The 19,285-nt window shown below is 64.4% G+C and carries 18 protein-coding genes; 8 read left to right on the top strand and 10 right to left on the bottom strand.

Annotation, left to right across the window (positions count from 1 at the left end; genetic code table 11):
• The first annotated feature begins 4 nt into the window (after positions 1-4).
• The 3 genes from ispF to CLU91_RS08285 are packed head-to-tail and all read left to right on the top strand — an operon-like array spanning position 5 to position 2,066.
• Positions 5-505, top strand: a complete 501-nt coding sequence (ispF, locus tag CLU91_RS08295; protein WP_100873783.1) for a 2-C-methyl-D-erythritol 2,4-cyclodiphosphate synthase — start codon at positions 5-7, stop codon at positions 503-505.
• A gap of 37 nt (positions 506-542) precedes the next feature.
• Complete coding sequence (locus CLU91_RS08290) at positions 543-1,706, top strand: PQQ-dependent sugar dehydrogenase (RefSeq protein ID WP_100873782.1); 1,164 nt, start codon at positions 543-545, stop codon at positions 1,704-1,706.
• Between the two features lie 57 nt (positions 1,707-1,763).
• Complete coding sequence (locus CLU91_RS08285) at positions 1,764-2,066, top strand: hypothetical protein (RefSeq protein WP_198521284.1); 303 nt, start codon at positions 1,764-1,766, stop codon at positions 2,064-2,066.
• A 3-nt stretch (positions 2,067-2,069) separates the two neighbouring features.
• Here CLU91_RS08285 and CLU91_RS08280 read toward each other — a convergent pair whose 3' ends face one another.
• The gene (locus tag CLU91_RS08280) at positions 2,070-3,284 is read right to left on the bottom strand and encodes an MFS transporter (RefSeq protein ID WP_100873780.1); all 1,215 of its coding nucleotides are present in this window, start codon (positions 3,282-3,284) and stop codon (positions 2,070-2,072) included.
• Positions 3,285-3,376: 92 nt separating this feature from the next.
• Here CLU91_RS08280 and CLU91_RS08275 point away from each other — a divergent pair, with 92 nt between their 5' ends.
• Positions 3,377-3,997 carry a TetR/AcrR family transcriptional regulator gene (locus CLU91_RS08275; RefSeq protein ID WP_100873779.1) on the top strand — a complete coding sequence of 207 codons (621 nt, stop codon included), beginning with the start codon at positions 3,377-3,379 and terminating at the stop codon, positions 3,995-3,997.
• On the opposite strand, the gene CLU91_RS08270 is transcribed toward CLU91_RS08275, so the two are convergent.
• Positions 3,998-4,336: an MmcQ/YjbR family DNA-binding protein gene (locus tag CLU91_RS08270; RefSeq protein ID WP_096236640.1), complete on the bottom strand. Its 339-nt coding sequence runs from the start codon at positions 4,334-4,336 to the stop codon at positions 3,998-4,000.
• Between the two features lie 532 nt (positions 4,337-4,868).
• Here CLU91_RS08270 and CLU91_RS08265 point away from each other — a divergent pair.
• Positions 4,869-5,525 carry a CCXG family PEP-CTERM protein gene (locus CLU91_RS08265; RefSeq protein WP_100873778.1) on the top strand — a complete coding sequence of 219 codons (657 nt, stop codon included), beginning with the start codon at positions 4,869-4,871 and terminating at the stop codon, positions 5,523-5,525.
• Between the two features lie 63 nt (positions 5,526-5,588).
• Here the strand turns inward: CLU91_RS08265 and CLU91_RS08260 are convergent, their stop codons facing one another.
• The 5 genes from CLU91_RS08260 to CLU91_RS08240 form a co-directional block, all read right to left on the bottom strand.
• Positions 5,589-6,572, bottom strand: coding sequence for an FHA domain-containing protein (locus CLU91_RS08260; RefSeq protein ID WP_100873777.1), 984 nt, complete (start codon positions 6,570-6,572; stop codon positions 5,589-5,591).
• Positions 6,569-7,972 carry a S1 family peptidase gene (locus CLU91_RS08255; protein WP_100873776.1) on the bottom strand — a complete coding sequence of 468 codons (1,404 nt, stop codon included), beginning with the start codon at positions 7,970-7,972 and terminating at the stop codon, positions 6,569-6,571. The genes CLU91_RS08260 and CLU91_RS08255 overlap by 4 nt, the downstream gene beginning before the upstream one ends.
• Before the next feature lie 74 nt (positions 7,973-8,046).
• Positions 8,047-8,700, bottom strand: a complete 654-nt coding sequence (gene ribA, locus CLU91_RS08250; RefSeq protein WP_100873775.1) for a GTP cyclohydrolase II — start codon at positions 8,698-8,700, stop codon at positions 8,047-8,049.
• 220 nt (positions 8,701-8,920) lie between these two features.
• Positions 8,921-11,176 (bottom strand): PhoX family protein, encoded by a 2,256-nt coding sequence (locus tag CLU91_RS08245; protein ID WP_100873774.1) that lies wholly within the window; start codon positions 11,174-11,176, stop codon positions 8,921-8,923.
• A 221-nt stretch (positions 11,177-11,397) separates the two neighbouring features.
• Positions 11,398-12,099, bottom strand: coding sequence for a pirin family protein (locus CLU91_RS08240; RefSeq protein ID WP_100873773.1), 702 nt, complete (start codon positions 12,097-12,099; stop codon positions 11,398-11,400).
• A gap of 162 nt (positions 12,100-12,261) precedes the next feature.
• Between CLU91_RS08240 and CLU91_RS08235 the strand changes: the two genes are divergently transcribed.
• Positions 12,262-13,188 (top strand): LysR family transcriptional regulator, encoded by a 927-nt coding sequence (locus tag CLU91_RS08235; protein ID WP_100873772.1) that lies wholly within the window; start codon positions 12,262-12,264, stop codon positions 13,186-13,188.
• A 165-nt stretch (positions 13,189-13,353) separates the two neighbouring features.
• Positions 13,354-15,510 (top strand): putative bifunctional diguanylate cyclase/phosphodiesterase, encoded by a 2,157-nt coding sequence (locus CLU91_RS08230; RefSeq protein ID WP_100873771.1) that lies wholly within the window; start codon positions 13,354-13,356, stop codon positions 15,508-15,510.
• Positions 15,511-15,521: 11 nt separating this feature from the next.
• Here the strand turns inward: CLU91_RS08230 and CLU91_RS08225 are convergent, their stop codons facing one another.
• Positions 15,522-16,055, bottom strand: coding sequence for a DUF4256 domain-containing protein (locus CLU91_RS08225; RefSeq protein ID WP_100873770.1), 534 nt, complete (start codon positions 16,053-16,055; stop codon positions 15,522-15,524).
• Between the two features lie 64 nt (positions 16,056-16,119).
• Positions 16,120-17,040: a LysR family transcriptional regulator gene (locus CLU91_RS08220; RefSeq protein ID WP_232730675.1), complete on the bottom strand. Its 921-nt coding sequence runs from the start codon at positions 17,038-17,040 to the stop codon at positions 16,120-16,122.
• Positions 17,041-17,126: 86 nt separating this feature from the next.
• Between CLU91_RS08220 and CLU91_RS08215 the strand changes: the two genes are divergently transcribed.
• Entirely contained in the window at positions 17,127-18,347 is a 1,221-nt protein-coding gene (locus CLU91_RS08215; protein WP_198521282.1) for an MFS transporter, read from the top strand.
• Here the strand turns inward: CLU91_RS08215 and CLU91_RS08210 are convergent.
• The gene (locus tag CLU91_RS08210; protein ID WP_100873767.1) at positions 18,335-19,228 is read right to left on the bottom strand and encodes a LysR family transcriptional regulator; all 894 of its coding nucleotides are present in this window, start codon (positions 19,226-19,228) and stop codon (positions 18,335-18,337) included. The two genes, CLU91_RS08215 and CLU91_RS08210, sit on opposite strands and share 13 nt — an antisense overlap.
• Positions 19,229-19,285 lie beyond the last annotated feature (57 nt).

The raw sequence follows: 19,285 nt of genomic DNA, 5'->3' as shown, positions 1-19,285 counted from the left end.
CCGCATGCACACAACGACACCCGACCTCCCATTTCGCATCGGCCAGGGCTATGACTGCCACGCGCTGGTGGAACACCGCGACCTGATCATCGGCGGCGTGAACATCCCCCATCACCTGGGCTTGCTCGGCCATTCCGATGCCGACGTATTGCTGCACGCGATCACGGATGCCATCTTCGGCGCGGCCGCGCTGGGCGACATCGGCCGCCATTTCCCCGACACGGATGCGCAATTCAAGGGCGCCGATTCGCGCACCCTGCTGCGCGAAGCCGTGCGCCGCGTGCAGGCGACCGGTTATATCATCGGCAATATCGACGCCACCATCATCGCCCAGCGCCCGAAAATGGCGCCGCACATCGCCGCCATGTGCGCCAACGTGGCCGACGACCTGGGCGTGAGTGTGGGCCAGGTCAACATCAAGGCCAAGACGAATGAAAAGCTGGGCTACCTGGGCCGTGAAGAAGGCATCGCGGCCGAAGCCGTGGCCTTGCTGCTGCGCGCCTGAACCGCCAATCATTGATCGACCACCGACAGGAGTAGCCATGTTCCAGTTATGCCGTACCAGCATTGTGTTTGCCTTCGCACTGGCCGCCGTGCCATCGGCCTGGGCCGAATTGGCGGCCACGGGCGAGCCGCCTGCCGCGAAACAGGGTTGGAAGGCCGAGACCGTCGCGCAGGGGGTGCGCCAGCCGTGGGGTATCGCCTGGCTGGGCGAGGGCCGTGCGCTCGTCACCAGCAAGCAGGGCACTTTGCACCTGCTGAATGGTAGCAAGTTCGAGGACGTGGCGCTGGAAGGCATGCCCAAAGTCTTCACGGGCGGGCAGGGCGGCTTGCTCGATATCGTCATCCACCCGCAGGATGCGGGCAAGCCGAATCCGCGCGTCTACATGACGGTATCGACGGGCACGAATGACGCGAATCGCACGACCCTCGTGCGCGGCGTGTTCGACGGCAAGAAAGTGACGGGCATCGTGACCCTGTTCAAGGTGGCTGACGACAAGAGCGGCGGCCAGCATTTCGGTTCGCGCCTGCTGTGGCTGCCGGACGGCAGTTTGCTGATGAGCGTGGCCGATGGCGGCAATCCGCCGCTGCGCATCAAAGACCGCCTGGCACGCGAGCAGGCGCAAAACCTGGCCACGCACCAGGGCTCCATCCTGCGCCTGACGCAAGACGGCAAGCCGGCGCCCGGCAATCCGCTGGCGGCCAAGGGCGCCTTGCCGGAAATCTGGTCCTACGGCCACCGCAACGTGCAGGGCCTGGCGCTCGATCCCGTGTCCGGCCGCGTGTGGGCCACGGAACATGGCCCGTACGGCGGCGACGAGCTGAACCTGGTGGTAGCGGGCGGCAACTATGGCTGGCCGCTGCAAAGCTATGGCGCCGACTACAAGACGCATGAACCCATCGGCAAGCACGAAGTGGCCGGCATGCTCAATCCGAGCGTGGCCTGGGTGCCGTCGCCGGCGCCGTCGGGGCTGGCCGTGTATACGGGCGACAAGATCGCCGCCTGGCGCGGCAGCATCTTCAGCGGCGGCCTGGCGGCCAAGGATATCCGCCGCATCGCCGTCGATGCGAACGGCAAGGTGACGGGACAGGACCGCCTGGCCATCGGCACGCGCGTGCGCGACGTGCGCCAAGGGCCGGACGGCTATCTGTATGCGCTGACCGATGAAGACAATGGCCGCCTGCTGCGCATCGTGGCGCAGTAGCACGGCGGGCGCCCACTTCGCTTAAGATGGCGCCTTTACTTCATTCAAGGTGGCGGCATGGCCCGTGATACTTATGCATACCGGCACGTTGCCGTCGAATCGCGCGCGATCAATGGCCGCGTGGAAATCCGTCCCGTGCCGGGCCAGGCCTTTTCGCCCGAGCTGGCCGTGCAGTGCTCGCGCCGCCTCGTCGACCTGCAGCGCTATCCGTTGGGCAGCCGCTTTTTACTGTTTGCCAAGCTGACGGACCGTTTGGGCGGCACGCCGTTCCTGTATGCGTATCACGGTGACGCGGATGTGCCGATGACGGCGGCCGAAGTGACGAAATTCCTTGGCGAATTTCGCCGCGGGCGCATCTGATTCCTACGATGTGATGCAGGCCGCGCCAGCCTTGGCGCTGGCCCGCGGCTTGCCGAAGAGCGCGATCGTCAAGGCGCAGCCGAGGGCGAACACGCCGCCCAGCACCATGGCGCTGGCCACGCCCAGCCGGTCAACGGCCATGCCGCCGAGCAAGGCGCCCGACGCCAGCGACACTTGCACGATGGCGACAAACAGGGCGCTGCTGCCTTCCATCAGCTCCGGCGCCGCCTTGAACATCCACGTCTGCACGGCGATCGGCATGGCACCGAAACCGAAGCCCCACACGGCCACCAGCAGCATCGCCGTCACCGAATGGCTACCCAGCGCGGCCAGCGCCAGGGTGGACAGGCCCAGCACGGCGCCCGTCAGCATCAGCGCGGCCCGTTCGTAGCGGCCGGCGGCCCAGCCGCCCACCAGATTGCCGATGAAGCCGGCAGCGCCGTAGACCAGCAGCATGGCGCTGACCGTGCCGGCCGCCAGGTGCGAAATCTGCGTGAGGAAGGGTGCGATATACGTGTAGGCGGCGAATTGGCCCGTGAAGAGCATGGCCGTGGCGATCAAGCCCAGCCTGGCCTTGCGGATGCCGAAGATCATCGGCAGCTGGCGCAGGCGGATGGCCTGCGTCGGCGGCAGCTTGGGCAACAGCAACAGCTGGCCGAGGCAGACCAGCGCGGCGATGGCGCTGGCCGCGCCGAAAGCCACGCGCCAGCCGACCAGCTCGCCCACCAGCGCGCCGGCCGGCACGCCCGCCACCGTGCCCAGCGAGACGCCGGCAAAGATGATGGACATGGCGCGCGACGCATGCTGCGGCGCCACCAGGCGCGGGCCGATGGCGCTGCCGATGGCCCAGAAGCCGCCCACGCCCACGCCCAGCATGGCACGGCCCAGCAGTATCCATGCATACGAGGGGGCCATCGCCACCAGCAGGTTCGACGCGACCAGCAGGGCGGTGAGCGCCAGCAGCACGATGCGGCGGTCCAGGCGGCCCGAGCCGACGGTGACGAAGATGGCGGCAAATGCGGCAACGATGCCGGGCGTGGTGATCATCAGTCCCGCCTGGCCCTTGCTGATGGCCAGTTCCGCGGCCATGGCCGGCAGCAGCCCGACGGGCAGGAATTCGGACGTGACGAGGGCGAAGGCGCCGATGCCGACCGATAAGACGGCCAGCCAGGGCGCCACGGTGGTATCGTCGCCAGCAGTGTTGGAAGGTGTTTGCATGTGAGGTTCCTGAAAAGCCGAGATGTTTTTAACCGGTCGGTATATAATCAGGGCAGGCAGACAGTGTTGTCAATAATTTTTTACCGAACGGTATGAAACAAGATAAAAAAGAGGAAGCGCCCAAGGCGAAAACGGGTCGGCCACGCACGTTCGACGCGGACGAAGCGCTCGATTGCGCCATGAAAGTGTTCTGGGAAAAAGGCTATGAAGGCAGCTCCCTGCCGGAATTGACGAAAGCCATGGGCATGAACCGGCCCAGCCTGTATGCCGTCTTCGGCAACAAGGAGCAGCTGTTCCACAAGGCGCTCGAACGCTACAGCGACACGCGCATGCAGTTTTTCGATGCGGCGCTGGAGCAGCCGACGGCGCGCCAGGTGGTGGAAGCCTTGCTGACGCAGTATGTCGACGCGCAAACCATGCCGGACGGCCCGCACGGCTGCATGGGCGTCAATGCGGCGCTCGCCTGCAGCGACGACGCCTTGCCGATCCGCGATGAATTGTTTGCGCGCCGGCTGCGCGGTGAAATCAAGCTGCGCGACCGCTTGCGGCGTGCCAGGGAAGAGGGTGATTTGCCGCCCGATTCCTGCCCTGAGCAGCAGGCGCGCTTTGTCGTGACCTTGTCGCAGGGCATGGCCATCCAGGCGGCGGCGGGCGTCTCGCGCGAGCAATTGCAGCAGATGGTGGGCTTGCTGCTGCGCAATTGGCCGATGTAACTATCCGGTCGGGGCGATGGTCTTGGCCAGGTCGCTGGGCGCCTTGCGCCGCCAGGCGGCCGTCAGGGCGGCGGCCAGCATGTCCAGCTCGGCATCCGCCAGGCGCACCGTGATGCCGGCCAGACGTTCGCCCCACCACAGCTTTTGACAGCCGGACGGCGTGATGACGGTGGCGATATGCGCCGCTTCCGCATCGAGCAGCACGTTGATGTGCTCGTCGTCGGGCAGGGTGGCAAAGATCTTCCCGCCCACGCGGAAGGCTGGACGGTCGTGGTGTTCTTCCTCGGTGGTGTCGGGAAACGACAGTGCCAGATAGCGTAGTTCTTCCAGGTCGACCATTTCCTCTTTCCCCCTCATCGGACAGATAGCTGCATGTATGCATTTTGCCATGCTGTTTCGCCCCGTGGTGCAGCGGCATGCGAAAAGAAATGCGCGCCATGCGACAGTAGCGGCCCCGTCTGTGGTGCCGCCGCGACATGCCACGCGCCGCCCGCCTGGGTGCGCAGCCCCGGCATCAGCTTGGCATATGGCGCGTTTTACCCGCCGGGAAAGTGATTGTTAAAATAGTATCTTTCATGGTTAAAAGAAAAATACTTTGCTTGTGTGGAATTTAAGATAAAATAGCGTCAACGTCTTACCTGACCCGTCAATCGTCTGGCTTTGTCCCGGGAACCCGCCCCCTTTCCAGGACGCTTGCAGTGCCGCCATGGCACGCCGCAAGTCCGCGCTGTTACGCGGAAGTTACGCTCCCGACCGCTCTATTTGCCATGCCTGGCGCTATGCCGGAACGCCTCAATGCAGCGTGCGTTCGGCACCAGTGCCCGCCTGCCGCGCCCACTGCCCACTGAATATTTACTGACTGGATACCATCATGAAGAACTTGCCTAAAATCGCCCTGTCCCTGATCGCTGTCGGTGTGTTTGCCCACGCGAACGCCAGCACCGTCACCGTGTCCACCGGTTTCTCGAACGCCAGCGCGCAGACTTCGGCCGCCGCTTACCAGTCCGTGGTGAATGCCGCCGTGGCCACGCCGGGCGCCGGTTATGGCACGAAGACGATTGCCAGCTACAACAATGTCACGAACAGCAGCCTGTTCGGCAGTGGTGCGAACATCGCCTTCAAGTCGGTGATCAATTTTGGCGTCAGCACGGCCGATGCGGGCGCCTGGAGCTTCCGTAGCGGCGTCGATTTCGGCAAGGGCGGCGCCCTGTTCCTCGACGGCGTGGCGCTGGACTTCAAGAGCAACGACATGTGGTGGGCAGGCAACTACAACAATGGCAGCCAGTTCCTCAGCGGTTCGAGCTCGCTGGCGGCCGGCAACCATACCTTGAGCATCTATGGCCTGGAAGGCTGCTGCGATGGCGGCCAGCAAGCGCAGTTCAAGGCGGGCAACAGCAATTTCGCCAGCTTTTCCAGCACCGATGGCCTGGTCTCGGCCGTGCCGGAACCGACTACCTACGCCATGCTGCTGATCGGCCTGGGCCTGCTGGGCTTTACGGCGCGCCGCAAGCAGGAAGCCAAGTTCTAAGCGCAAGTTCCAGGCAATAGCCCGCCGGTCTGTCAGGACACGGCGGGCTTTTTGCATATCGGGCTATGCATCGCCGCTGTCTTCGTCGTCGTCGGCGCCCTTGGCTGCCTTGCCCCGCTCGGCATCGACGGCGCGCTGCAAGCCGGCCGCATCGCGGAAGAAGGCGTCCGTCGTGTGATCCGGGCTCACACGCAGGACCGGAGGGTAAATGACCGACATGTATGTCTCGTCGGCAAGGCGGCCGCTGATCTGCAGGTTGCTCAGCAGGATCAGGGTCGAGCCAATGATCGCCAGCACGACGGCGACGAGGCCGAAGCGGCGCGGATGCTGCGGCTTGATCGTGCACAAATGGTAGTAGATCATGACGCAGATGATGACGATGAACATATGCCGTCCGTAGCGCGTAAGCGCTTCCAGCGACAGCGCATACGCCGCCACGTTGCTGCCCAGTTCCCACACTTCCATGGCCAGCAAGCCGCAGCCGATGATGAACAGGTGACGGCCGAAGCGCGCCACATGGCCGAACAGCCGGTTTGCCACGCCCCAGACCGACGCCCACACGAGGCCGCCGGCCAGCGCGGTGGCGATGACCATCAGGTAGGAAATCGGCTCGAAGGCATCCGCATCACTGAGCCAGTTGCTGAAGGCGGCCGAGGCGCCGATCATGGCCAGGCCGGCGACGGCCGGGCGCAAGCCTTCCCAGTCGTGCCGGGTCGTGTCGCCCAGTTCGGGCGCCACCGGATGGTCGCTGGCGCGCACGCGCAGGCGCGTGTGGCCGAGGCGCACGATGCTGTTGCCGCTCATGGCCACTTGCAATTGCCGCTGTCCCCGGTGGATCACGCCATTCTGGCTGCCCAGGTCGCGCAGCAGCAGGCCACCTGCGCCGTCGTCCTCGACGATGGCGTGCTGGGCCGCCGTATGCGCGTCGTCGAGGATGAAGTCGTTGTCGTAGCCGCGGCCGATGCGGATCGGCAGGGACTCGATCCGCTGGCGCTGCCGCACTTCGCCATTCTCGGCGAGGATTTCAAGGTAATAGGGCGGCTTCATGGCTTGCGGCTGCTGGTGGTGGAGGGCGCGCGCGACAGCGCTTCGAGGAAGGTGCGCGTGACGCGCATGCCGTTGGCGTACGACACGCCGCGCGCGTCGATGCGGCTTTGCAGGCTCATCAGTGGCTCGTCGGTGCTGGCGGCCAGCAGGGCAAAGTCGTACAGTCCCGTAAACTTGCGGTAGGCGCGCACGCACAGCACGGCGCGCAGGGGAAGCGTCTTGTTCTTGACGAACTGTTCGGTGCATTGCGGGCCGGTCAGGTTCACGCTCTTGTAGCTGCCGAAACTTTCATTCTTGAACGAGGCGCTGGCCAGCTCGGAAAAGCGCAGCGCGCCCAGTTCGCTGCTGCGCAAAAATTCGTGGCGCATCGACACTTGCCCCGTCTGCAGGGCGCCCGAGATGAAGATCGCCGATTCCATGGCGCAGCTGGTGTTGTCGAGCATGTAGGGCTTGTCGGACTTGACGTTGGAGCGGCCCCAGCAGCGCATCTGGTCGGACTCGCGCACGGGCACGCGGTACGGGCCCATGGCTTTCAGGCTCAGGGGCGTGCCCAGCAGGCGCGCCAGCATCACTTCCTGGTGCGCCAGCAGCTGCGCCGTCACCAGCGGCTTGAAGTCTTTCGGCGCCTTGCCTTGCTGCGCCACCCTGGCCAGCAATTGCTGGGCATAGCGGGCCGGCACGAGGAAACTGACGAGTTCGCCATCGAGGCGTTTCGAGACGTTTACTCCGGCCACGTCGCCATTCGCCGTGACGCTGGGGCCGCCGCTCATGCCGGCATTGATCGGGCCCGTAAACATCAGCTGGTCGTAAAAGCTGCGCGTGACGACGCCATTATAGGATCCTTCCGAAATGGCAAAACCCAGGTCCAGCGGATTGCCCATCGAATACAGGTACTGGCCCTGGGTCAGCGGTGCCAGCGGTTCCGGCATCTTGAAAAAGCCCGTGCCGCGGCGGTTGACGCGCAGCACGGCCAGGTCGTGCAGTACGTCGACGGCCAGCAATTCCACATTGCCGCGCTGGCCGCTCGTGTCGACCCACTCGCCCACATAGGTATCGGGGTCGAGCGCGAATTGCGACACGACGTGATAGTTGCTCACCACCAGGTCGCCCGTGCCGATCAAGAAGCCCGAGCCCACCGACGATTGCGTGCGGCCGTTTTTCAGCAGCACGCGCACTTGCAGGATGTCGGCGCGCGCGGCCGTGTACAGTTTTTGCGCGGCCGACGAGGGCGGCGGCAATGTTGCATGTTCGGTCGCGGCGGGCGCGGCGGTGGCCGGCGGCGGTTTGATGGGGGGAGTCGAGGCGGTGTGAGCCGCGGCTGGCGCAGGTGCCGGGGCCGCGTGGGCGCCTGCGCCAGCGCACAGGCTGGCCAGCAGGAAGGCGTAGTCAGATAATTTCATGCATCCTTTGTGCGTGAGCAGGAGCGCGGCGGGCGAGGGCCGGCATGCGCCGGCCCGGCAAGCCGAGGCAGCAATTACAGCGCGCCGTCTTCCAGCGCCGGCGCCGTTTCCGGCGTCATCATGTGACCGAGCTTGCTTTGCTTGGTATTCAGGTAGTGCTGGTTGAAGGCGTTGCGGTTGACCAGCAGCGGCACGCGTTCGGCCACGGTGATGCCCAGCGCTTCCATGGCGGCGATCTTGCGCGGATTGTTCGTCATCAGACGCAGGCTGTCGATGCCGAATTGCGCAAACATGGGTTTGCACAAGGTGTAGTTGCGCGCGTCGGCCTTGAAGCCCAGCTGTTCATTCGCCTGCACCGTGTCGGCGCCCGCTTCCTGCAGGCGGTAGGCGCGGATCTTGTTGATCAGGCCGATGCCGCGTCCTTCCTGGCGCAGGTACAGCAAGATGCCGCGGCCTTCCTCGGCGATGCGTTTCAGGGCGCCCTCGAGCTGCGCGCCGCAGTCGCAGCGCTGCGAAAACAGCACGTCGCCCGTCAGGCACTCGGAATGCACGCGCGCGAGCACCGGTTCGCCGTTGCCGATATCGCCCAGCACCATGGCCAGGTGTTCCTTGCCAGTCGCGTGCTCGACAAACGCGTGCAAGGTGAACTGGGCCCACGGCGTCGGCAGTGCGCAGGAAGTCGTGTAATCCAATTCGCCTGTCGCCAGGATGTCTGCGCCGCTTTGCATGGTTGTGCTCATATAAGTAATTATCAAAAATAAAAGGCGCGCGACACCACTGCGGTGCCGGCGCGCCTTGCCATCATACCAAAAAGCAGGGAAACGTTTTCCCTGGCTGTCTTTCGGTCGTTGCAATGTCTGGTGATGAACCTTACTTAAGGGCACTTCCTCCTTTTACAAGGTGAGTTGCTGGCTTTGCCTGGCGGATGCCTCCGCCAGGCACGGTCCATCAGCTGCCGATACGTCCGCCATCGTTCTTGGTGATCACGATGGTGGCCGAGCGGGGGCGCTTGCCGGCGCCATAACCGGCGTTGGCCGGCCACTGGCTCGTGTATTTGGACGGATCGCCGATATTCGCCAGCGAGGTGTTTTCGCCCGGGTGCTGGATATTGATGAACATGGTCTTGCCATCGGGCGTTTCGCTGATGCCCGTGATTTCCGAGCCGACCGGGCCCACCAGGAAGCGCTTGAGCGTGTCGGCCGTGGGTTTCTTGCCGATGAAGGTGTCGACGGCCAGGCTGCCGCCGGCCGCCGTGGCGTAGTTCAACGTGGACTTGGCGCCGTCGCCGACCTTGCCGGGAATGGCCGCCAGCATCATGCAATTGGTCACATCCGTGTACGCGCCATCGTCCGTCTGGATCCAGCAGATGCCGGTGTAGGGGCTGAAAGCCAGGCCGTCCGGGCTTGAAAAATCCTGGTCGGCCGTCAGGTTCGACAGGTTGATCTTGCTGGCGTCGGCGCCGCTCTCGGCGCCGAACAGGTAGACGTCCCACGTAAAGCTGGTGGCCGCGGCCGCGCCCGTGCCTTCCTTGAAGCGGATGATGTGGCCGTTCGGATTGCCGTTTTGCGCGCTGCTGCCCTTCATGTCCGTGTAGGCGCGCGGGTTGGCGCTGTCTGGCGCCAGCTGCGACGAGCCGCTCGGATTGACGGTGCGGTTCGAGTTGTTGGTCAGCGTGTAATAGATCTCGCCATTGGCCGGGTTGACCGAGCACCATTCCGGGCGGTCCATCTTGGTTGCGCCCACGGCGTCGGCCGCCAGGCGGGCGTTGACCAGCACGTCGGCCAGGTCGGCGAACTTGTAGGCGCTGTAGGCCTGGATCAGCGCGTTCGACAGGGCCAGTTCGATCCACTGGCCCGTGCCGTCGGCGGCCAGCTTGGCCACGTACAGCTTGCCCGAATCGAGGTATTTGTCGCCGGTGGCGATGCGGTCAAGCGAGTTGGCATCGGCGGCGGCCCAGACGGCCGTCGTGACGAATTTGTAGATGTATTCGTTGCGCGAATCGTCGCCCATGTAGACGGCCAGCTGCTGGCCCACGGCCGGCACGCTGAAGGCGGCGCTTTCGTGCGCGTAGCGGCCCAGCGCCGTGCGCTTGCGGATGGCTTTGGTTTTGTCGTACGGGTCCATCTCGACGATGTAGCCCATGCCGTTCAATTCATTGCGGTAGTCGTCGCTGCCATCGGCTGATGCGCCAATCTTGCTCAGGTTCCAGCGCGCGTACTTGTCGTCGCTGCCACCCGTTTCCCAGCCGTGGCGCGAGGCGCCGCCCTGGCTGCGGCCATAGCGGTTCAGCGACACGACGGATTTGTCGCCGCGCGCGGCATTGTCGGTGGACGAGCGCGTGAAGTAGCCGGCCCAGTTTTCTTCGCCGGACAGGTAGCTGCCCCAAGGCGACTTGCCCGTGCCGCAATTGTTGATGGTGCCGCGCGTCTTGGTGCCGGTCGGCGAATATTTGGTCACGACGAGGGCGTTGCCGCGCACGGGGCCGGCAAGCTCGATGTCCGTCAGCGGCGTGACGCGGCGGTTGAAGGCGGAATCGTTGACGGTAGCCCAGGCGCTGCCCGTCTTCTTGACTTCCACCACGCTCAGGCCGTGGACGGCCACTTCCTTGTCGACTTCGGCGGCGGGGCGCGGCAGCGTGGTGGTGCCGCCATTGACGTGCAGGAAGTGCGAGGACAGTTTTTCGTCCGTGGTCGCTTCGTGGTTCATCGCCAGCAAGCCCCGCTCGGCGCCGGACGCCAGCGGCGCGCCGGCGGCGGACAGGCCGTAGTATTCCATGCCGTCGTGGTGGTCGCCGGCGCGGTTGTCGAAATCGGTGTCGCTGCCGTCGTTCTTGTACGCTGGCGTGGCTGCGCGCAGCGAGTCGCCCAGCGCGTACAGGGCCGTGGCCGTGTAGCCGGCGGGCACCGACACGATGTCGGCCAGGCTTTTCGGCACGGCCGTGAAGGCCAGCAGTTTTTCGGGCGTTGGGGTTGGCGTCGGCGTTGGCGTCGGCGTGACGGTGGCCGCATCGCTGCTGCCGCCGCAGGCGGACAGGCCCATCGAACCCATGACGGCGGTCGCGGCCGTGACGGCGCCGCCGCGCAGCCAGTTGCGGCGGCTCAGGCGGGCGTTCAGGATGCTGTTGAAATGGTTGTCGTGGGACGCGTTGCTGTCAATGTCGTTCAGATCGGTGGCGCTGATGGCCAGATCGTTGGGCTTGTTCATGGGCTGCGATGTCCTGTGGTTGCGTGATTAAATGGCAACCGCATGATAGTTGTCGAATGTGACAGCGCCATGTCAGCTTGATGACAACACGATGACAGGCTGCCGGCCGGGCGGGCCGCGTCGGTGACGGGCCCGTCCGGTCAGGCAGCCTTGGTCTTACTTGGTCTGGCGACAACCGCGCTCCACCAGCGACAGCATGCCGCCGAAGATGGCCAGTACCCTCATTCAGGCAAGTCGAAGAGCAGAAATTCCGCATCTTCCGGTTGCGTAATGGTCACGGCCGCTTCCTGCGTCAATTTCAGCGCATCGCCCGCTTTCAAGGGCGTGCCGTTGACCACCAGGCTGCCGCGGATCAGGTGCACATAGGCAAGGCGGCCTTCGTCGAGCGCATGTTCGGCCTGTTCGCCGTCCTGCAGGATGCTGGCGTAGATGGCCGCATCCTGGTGGATCAGCACGGAGCCCTGGCGCCCGTCGGACGAGGCGATCAGGCGCAGCTTGCCCCGTTTGCTTTCCGGCGTGAAATGTTTCTCTTCATAGCTGGGCGGAATGCCCGTCACGTTCGGCTGTATCCAGATTTGCAGGAAGTGCAAGCCATCCGTGGCGGAATGGTTGAACTCGCTGTGGCGCACGCCGCTGCCGGCGCTCATGCGCTGCACATCGCCGTAGTGCAGCACGGAACCGGTGCCCATGCTGTCCTTGTGTTCCAGCGCGCCGTCGAGCACATACGAAATGATTTCCATGTCGCGGTGGCCGTGCGTGCCGAAGCCCTGGCCTGGCGTGACCCTGTCTTCATTGATCACCAGCAAGGGGCCAAAGCCCATGTGCAGCGGATCGTGGTAGCTGCCGAAGGAAAAGCTGTGGTGGGAATTGAGCCAGCCGTGGTTGGCGGCGCCGCGTTCTTCGCTATGACGAATCTGTAACATGGTGGACTCCGTTTCTATAAGTTAATGTGCGATAATTTCGAAGGGTCGTTGCCTGGCGCTGCGCCGTGGCCTCTTCCCCTCGCTGTACGATGAACAAAGTATAGGCCCCTGTTCGGCGAAAGAAAAACGGAAAATCTTGCGACCTATGATCGAAAAAATCGAATGTTAAGACTGAGCCTGGAAGCCTTGCAAATCGTCGACGCCATCGACCGCCGCGGATCGTTCTCGTCGGCCGGCAAGGAGTTGCATAAAGTGCCGTCCACCATTTCCTATACGGTGGCCAAGCTGGAAGACGACCTGGGCGTGCAAGTATTCCAGCGCAATGGTCCGAAAGTCATGCTGACGGCGGCCGGCCAGGAATTGCTGAAAGAGGGCCGCTATTTATTGAAGGCGGCGCAGGACCTCGAACACCGCGTGCGCCGGGTGGCTTCCGGCTGGGAAACGGAATTGTCCATCGGCATCGATTCCATGTTTTCCGCCGTTGCCCTGGCCGACGACGTGCGCGCCTTCTATGAGGTGGCGCAACAGACGCGCTTGCGCCTGTCGCAAGACACCCTGTCGGGCACCTGGGAAGCGTTGCTGGCCCGCCGGGTCGATTTGCTGGTGGGCGCGCCCGGCGACGGGCCGGCCGGCGGCGGTTATATCGCGCAGCCGATCGGCATGCTCGACTTCGTCTTTGCCGTGGCGCCCACGCATCCGCTGGCCCAGGTGCAGGGACCGTTGTCGCGCGGCCATCTGCAGCAGCACCGGGCCGTGGTGGTGGCCGACTCGGCGCGCCAGATGGCGCCGCGCACGGTGGGGCTGCTGCTGGGGCAAGATGCCTTGAGCGTGCCGAGCATGCAGGTCAAGTTCGATTATCAGGTGCTGGGACTGGGCTTTGGCTTCCTGCCGGGGCCGTGTGCGCGCGCCGCCATCGCGCGCGGCCAGCTGGTGGAAAAGGCCGTGGAAGAGCCAAAACCGTCGGAAACGTTTTACCTGGCGTGGCGCGTGGGCGAGGATGGCGCCGCGCTGCGCTGGTGGATGGCGCGCATGCGCGAACCGGATGTGTTTGCCCGCCTGGCGCAGCATCTGCCGTGCCATTCGGCGTAGGTCTTAAAATGTTGACATATGCCAACATTTTTAAGTTACCATAATCATAGTATTTCGACCGTCTTTCTGCTCCGACTTGCATGCCCCATAGTGGGATTTTGATGATGACACACACCGCAGCGCCCCTCAAATGTTTCCCTGACCTGGCACGCGCGCGGGGTTGCCATGCTTGAGGCAAAGGTCGCGCTGTGCCTGCGCCTGGCCCAGGACGCCCGTGAACAGGCGGGGCCGCAGCAGGCCGCCACCCTGGCGCGACTGCAGGAAGAGCTGGAGCGGCTGCGCGGCGTCAGCCGGCCCATGGTGCGCGTGGCGCCACCCGACGCCTTGCTGGAAATCGATCCCGATGGCTTTTTGATCGGCTGGAACCATGGCGCCGAGCAGATGTTCGGCTATTCCGAACTGGAAGCGCTGGGCCAGCACATCCTGTTTTTGTATCCGGAAGACGACGCGGAAGCGAGCGTGCTGGAATTGCATTTCACCGAGGGCGACGTGGCCACCGATGTGCGCCGGCGCAAGAAGTCGGGCATGGTGACGTGGCTGCGCATGCACCGCCACGTGATCCACGACCAGGCGGGCAAGGCGTGCGGCATGGCCGTGCGCCTGTCGGTGATGAGCGAACCGCTGTCCGACGTGGACAAGGTGAGGTTGCACGCGCGCATCATCGAAGACAGCGAGCAAGCCGTGCTGATCACGGACGCGGAAGAGCGCATCGTCTCCATCAACAGTTCGTTTTCCCGCATCACCGGCTATTCGCCGGCCGAAGCCATCGGCCGCACGCCGGACTTGCTGCGCTCGGGCGTGCACGACCCCGATTTCCGCGCCAAGGTGCGCGCCGCCATGCGCGGACACGGCTCCTGGCGCGGCGAAATCATCGGCAAGCGCAAGAATGGCGAACTGTTCCCGCAAGACGTCACCATCAGCGTCGTGCGCGACGAGTATGGCGAGATCAGCCATGTGTTTTCCCTGTTTTCCGATATTTCGGTGCACAAGGATGCCGAGGCGCGCATGCAGCGCATGGCCAATTACGACAGCCTGACGGGCTTGCCCAACCGCTGCCTGCTGAACCAGCTGGTGGGCCAGGGCCTGGCCGAAGCGAAACGGCAAGGCACGCATGGCGCGCTGATGGTCATCGACATCAGCCGCATCGGTTCCATCAGCGACACCCTGGGCCACGAAGTGGGCGACCAGCTGGTGATCGCCATCGGCCAGCTGTTCCGTGGCGCCTTGCGCGACGCGGACATCCTGGCGCGGGTCGACAACAGCAAGTTCGTCGTGGCGTTGTTGCATATCGAAAAGCGCGAACATGCGGCGAACGTGGCGCAAAAGCTGCTCAACCTGCTCGAAGCACCCATCAATATCGATGCGCACGCGCTGCACGTGGGCGCCAGCATCGGCATCACCGTGTATCCGGAAGACGGCCTGGAAGCGCCGGCCCTGTTCCGCTTTGCCGACGTGGCCGTGGCCAAGGCAAGCCAGACGATTGAATCAACCTTCCTGTTTTACCGCGAAGACATGAACCGGCGGGCCAAGGAGCATTTGCGCCTGGAAAGCGAAATGCGTCTGGCCTTGGGCGACAAGGAGCTGGAGTTGCATTACCAGCCGAAAGTGAGCCTGGCCAGCGGGCGCATCGTGGGCGCGGAAGCCCTGCTGCGCTGGAAGCATCCGATGCGCGGCATGGTCTCGCCCGGCCTCTTCATCCCCGTCGCCGAGGAAACCAGCTTGATCCTGGAGCTGGGCACCTGGGTGCTGGACGAGGCCTGCCGCCAGATCCGCAGCTGGGAGGACCGCGGCTTGCACATGCCGGCCATCGCCGTCAACCTGTCGGCGCGCCAGTTCGATGAACAGTTGCCGGCGCGCATAGCGGCCGTGCTGGAACGCTACGGCGTGCGGCCCGACCAGATCATGCTGGAAATTACGGAAAGCCTGCTGATGCGCGGCGCCGACAAGGTGATCGACATCATGAACCAGCTCGTGGCCATGGGCCTGGCGCTGGCGCTGGACGACTTCGGCACCGGCTATTCCAGCCTGGCCTACCTGAAGAAATTCCCCATCAGCACCCTGAAAATCGACCGCTCCTTCGTCATCGGCTTGCCGTTCGAAGAAAACGATTGCGCCATCGCCCGCGCCATCGTCACCATGGCGCAGCAGCTGCGCCAGGAAATCGTTGCCGAAGGGGTGGAAACGGCCGAGCAGATGCGCTTCCTGCGCGAACTCGGCTGCGACCAGCTGCAAGGTTATCTGTTCAGTCCTGCCGTGACGGCGGCCGAGTTCGAACTGATGCTCGATGAAGGCCGCCAGTTGCGGCTGGAAGAGCTGGCCTGAGCCGGCGATTGTCAGACGGTTAGTCGCCCACGGAAACCCCGGCTCGCATAATACGATTCGGCGCCATTGTGGTAGACGAAGACCTGCTCATAGCGGCGGTCGCCAAACAGGGCGCCGCCCAGCGCCCGGATGCTGTCCGGCGTCGCGATCCAGCTCGAGGTTTTGCGGTCGAACGGTTCCAGTTCCTGCAATTGGCGGTACTCGGTTTCCGTCAGCAGTATGACTCCCATCGTTTGCGCCATGGCCATGGCGCTGCCGGCCGGCTTGTTCGCCTTGCGCGCGGCCAGGGCCGCCGCATCGAAACACAGGCTGCGCCGGCCGATGGGGCTTTCTGCCGAGCAATCGCAAAACGTGACGGCGCCCGTGTCACCGGCGTGCCCGATGACGTCCGGTTCGCCGCCCGTGTCTTCCATTTGCTGCAATACCGCCAGGCTGGCTGGCGCAGCGTGCAGGCGCGCCAGCACCTGGTCCCAGGCCAATCCCGCATGGCGAGGCATGTGCTGGAAAAAGCGGGTTTGCAAGGTGTGGATCAAGTCATCATGCATGGTGCGCCTCACTGGAAGTTCAATGATATTGCCGATTATAAGGCGCGATGCGGGCACGCGGCGCTCACCCCAGCCTGACCTTTTCCAGCAGGTAATCGAGCATCACGCGCACCCTGGCCGGCACTTGCAGGCCCGGTCCCACGAAGACGGCATGCACGAGTTCCTTGTCGCCGGGATTGTAGTCTTGCAGCACTTCTAGCAACTGACCTTGCGCAATGTCGCGCAGCACGTGCTGGCGTGAAAAGCGTCCCAGTCCCATGCCTGCCAGCACCAGCTGGCGCATGCTTTCGCCATCGCTGACGCAGGTATTGCCCTGCGGCGCCACCTGCAGCGTTCCCCCCGCGCCATCGAGGAAGGGCCAGGTTTCGTTCTGGCAGCGGAAATTGAAGGCCAGCAGATTGTGCGTGGATAACTCCTGCGGCGTGCGCGGCAAGCCGTGCCGGGCCGCGTAGGCGGGCGACGCCACGACGACCATCGCGTCTTCGCCCAGTTTGCGCGCCACCAGGTTCGATTCCTTCAGCTTGCCCGTGCGGATGGCGATGTCGGTGCGGTCTTCCAGCAAGTCGACGATGGCATCGCTGACGACGACGTCAAGCACGATGTCGGGATAGCGCTGCGCGAACTCGGGCAGGATGGGCAGCAGGTGGCGCACGCCGAACGGCACGAAACAGTTGATGCGCAAGCGTCCGCGCGGCGCCGCGCCCTGCGATGCTTCACGCTCGGCGCCATCGATATCGTCGAGAATGCGCTTGCACTGCACGAAGAAAGCGTCGCCCTCGGGCGTCGTGTGCAGCTGGCGCGTGCTGCGCTGAAGCAGTCGTGCGCCGAGGCGCGCTTCCAGGCGATTGACGAGCTTGCTGACGGCCGACGGCGTCAAGGCCAGGCGGCGCGCGGCGGCGGAAAAGGCGCCCGTTTCCACCACGGCGACAAACACGCCCATCTCGAACGCGCGGTTGATGTCTTGCCTGGCCATTATTGAATCCATTTCACAGGTGTTTCCATTATTAGAGTCTATATCAAAAGCGTTTGCATCGATACACTGGCTGGCTTGAACTCAGCCGGAGAAAAACCATGACCACCGCAAGCCCTGTTTCCACTCCAGCCAGCACCATGCCGCCCGGCGTGCTGGCGCTGGCCGTCGGCGCCTTTGCCATCGGCGTCACCGAATTCATCGTCGTCGGCATCCTGCCCACCATTGCGAAAGATTTGCGGATTTCCATCGAGTCGGCCGGCTCGCTGGTCAGCCTGTATGCGCTGGCGCTGGCCATCGGCACGCCGCTGCTGGTGCTGCTGATGTCGCGCCTGCCGCGCAAGGCGGCTTTGCTGGGGCTGATGAGCGTGTTCCTGGCCGGTAACTTGCTGGCCGCCTTCTCGCACACGTTTGAACTGTTGCTGCTGGGGCGAGTCATCACGGCCGTGGCGCACGGCACCTTCTTTGCCATCGGCGCCACCGTGGCCGCCAGCCTGGTCAGCAAGGCACAGGCGGGCAGGGCGATTTCCGTGATGTTTGCAGGCTTGACCCTGGCCATGGTGATCGGCGTGCCGTTCGGCAGTTTTCTGGGCAACCTGATGGGCTGGCGCTTGCCCTTCTTCGCCGTGGTGGTCCTGGCCGCGCTGGGCCTGGGCGCGATGGCGCGCTGGCTGCCGACCGGCTTACAGCAGGGCAAGGGCGGCAAGGCCATGACGCAACTGGCGGCCCTGGGCAGCGGTCCCATTATCACCATGATGGCCGTGACGACGTTCGGTTTCGGCAGCAGCTTTGCCGCCTTCACGTTCATCACGCCCATCCTGACGGACGTGACGGGTTTTTCCGCCACCGTGGCCAGCGCCTTGCTGATCGTCTTTGGTGCCGCCACCTTTGCCGGCAACCTGGCGGGCGGCTACCTGACCAGCCACCTGGGCTGGCAAAAGGCCTTGCGTGTGATGCTGCTGTTGCTGGCCGTCACGCAAGCGGGCGTGGCGCTGAGCATCAGTTCGCCCTGGATGATGACGGTGATGCTGTTCGTCTGGGGCGTGTTCGCCTTCGGCCTGTCGCCCGCCTTGCAGGCCGGCATGCTGGCCACGGCCGAGCGCTACACGCCGCAAGCCGTCGATTTCGCCTCGGGCCTGAATATTTCCGCGTTCAATCTTGGTATTTCCTTCGGCTCGTTGCTCGGTGCGCTGATGGTGTCGCGCCAGCTGATGGCGTCGTCGCCGTGGGCAGGCGTGGCGGCTGCCTTGCTGGCGCTGCTGCCGCTGGCCTGGCTGGCGCGCAAAAATGTGGCCATAGCGTGCCCAAGTCAGGCGCGGTAGCGCAGCGCCTCCACGAAGGCTGAAAACGCGGGCGTGGCCTGGCGCCGGTTCGGGTAGTACAGATGGTAGCCCTGGAAGGTGGGACACCAGTCGGCGAGGATTTCGACCAGCCGTCCATCGGCCAGGTAGGGCGCCAGCAGCGGCTCGGGCACATACGCCAGGCCGATGCCGTCGAGCGCCGCATTGAGCACGTGCATGATGCTGTTGAAGACCAGCTGGCCCTCGGCCTTGACGGCAAAGGCTTGGCCATCCTTTTCGAATTCCCACGCGTAGATGGCGCCGGCGGGCCGGTGGCGGATATTCACGCAGGCGTATTCCGTCAGCGCATGCGGCGTCGCGGGCGCGCCATGGCGCGCAAAAAACGCGGGCGACCCTACCACGGCCAGGCGCCAGTCGGGACCGATGCGCACGGCGATCATGTCCTTGCTGATGGCTTCGCCCAGGCGGATGCCGGCGTCGAAGCGCTGCTCGACCACGTTCGTAAAGCCATAGTCGACCACCAGTTCCAGGGTGATGTCGGGATAGTCGCGCAGGAAGCCGGCCAGCATGGGCCGCAGCAGCAATTCGATATGGTCGTCCGTGCAGGTGACGCGGATGGTGCCGCGCGGCTTGTCGCGCAGCGCGCCCAGCGCCTCGACCTCGGCGGCGATCTGCTCGAACAGGGGCGCGATGGCCAGCATGAGCTTTTCGCCCGCATCGGTGGGCGCCACGTTGCGCGTGGTGCGCGCCAGCAGTCGCACGCCCAGCCGTTCTTCCAGGGTGCGGATGGTGTGGCTGAGGGCGGACGCGGTGATGCCCAGCCTGGCGGCGGCCTTGGTAAAGCTGCGTTCCCGCGCCACGGCCAGGAAGGCTTGCAGGTCGTTGACTTTGTTTTGGCTCATTGCTGAATTTTTCTCATAACTACATCAAGATTGTACCCGCTAATCAAAAGAGCTTGC

The sequence above is a fragment of the Janthinobacterium sp. 64 genome, assembly GCF_002813325.1.
In the GTDB taxonomy this organism is placed as follows: Bacteria; Pseudomonadota; Gammaproteobacteria; order Burkholderiales; family Burkholderiaceae_D; genus Janthinobacterium.
The sequence above is the reverse complement of the archived record's forward strand: the minus strand, read 5'-3'. Positions and strand labels throughout refer to the sequence as shown.

Coding starts and splice junctions, on each gene's coding strand:
- ribA (WP_100873775.1), bottom strand. CDS start 8,700: ATGCAAAGCGGCGCAGACATCCTGGCGACAGGCGAATTGGATTACACG.
- ispF (WP_100873783.1), top strand. CDS start 5: ATGCACACAACGACACCCGACCTCCCATTTCGCATCGGCCAGGGCTAT.
- CLU91_RS08245 (WP_100873774.1), bottom strand. CDS start 11,176: ATGAACAAGCCCAACGATCTGGCCATCAGCGCCACCGATCTGAACGAC.
- CLU91_RS08275 (WP_100873779.1), top strand. CDS start 3,377: ATGAAACAAGATAAAAAAGAGGAAGCGCCCAAGGCGAAAACGGGTCGG.
- CLU91_RS08225 (WP_100873770.1), bottom strand. CDS start 16,055: ATGCATGATGACTTGATCCACACCTTGCAAACCCGCTTTTTCCAGCAC.
- CLU91_RS08285 (WP_198521284.1), top strand. CDS start 1,764: ATGGCCCGTGATACTTATGCATACCGGCACGTTGCCGTCGAATCGCGC.
- CLU91_RS08240 (WP_100873773.1), bottom strand. CDS start 12,099: ATGTTACAGATTCGTCATAGCGAAGAACGCGGCGCCGCCAACCACGGC.
- CLU91_RS08270 (WP_096236640.1), bottom strand. CDS start 4,336: ATGGTCGACCTGGAAGAACTACGCTATCTGGCACTGTCGTTTCCCGAC.
- CLU91_RS08290 (WP_100873782.1), top strand. CDS start 543: ATGTTCCAGTTATGCCGTACCAGCATTGTGTTTGCCTTCGCACTGGCC.
- CLU91_RS08255 (WP_100873776.1), bottom strand. CDS start 7,972: ATGAAATTATCTGACTACGCCTTCCTGCTGGCCAGCCTGTGCGCTGGC.
- CLU91_RS08210 (WP_100873767.1), bottom strand. CDS start 19,228: ATGAGCCAAAACAAAGTCAACGACCTGCAAGCCTTCCTGGCCGTGGCG.
- CLU91_RS08220 (WP_232730675.1), bottom strand. CDS start 17,040: ATGGATTCAATAATGGCCAGGCAAGACATCAACCGCGCGTTCGAGATG.
- CLU91_RS08230 (WP_100873771.1), top strand. CDS start 13,354: ATGCTTGAGGCAAAGGTCGCGCTGTGCCTGCGCCTGGCCCAGGACGCC.
- CLU91_RS08280 (WP_100873780.1), bottom strand. CDS start 3,284: ATGCAAACACCTTCCAACACTGCTGGCGACGATACCACCGTGGCGCCC.
- CLU91_RS08215 (WP_198521282.1), top strand. CDS start 17,127: ATGACCACCGCAAGCCCTGTTTCCACTCCAGCCAGCACCATGCCGCCC.
- CLU91_RS08235 (WP_100873772.1), top strand. CDS start 12,262: ATGTTAAGACTGAGCCTGGAAGCCTTGCAAATCGTCGACGCCATCGAC.
- CLU91_RS08260 (WP_100873777.1), bottom strand. CDS start 6,572: ATGAAGCCGCCCTATTACCTTGAAATCCTCGCCGAGAATGGCGAAGTG.
- CLU91_RS08265 (WP_100873778.1), top strand. CDS start 4,869: ATGAAGAACTTGCCTAAAATCGCCCTGTCCCTGATCGCTGTCGGTGTG.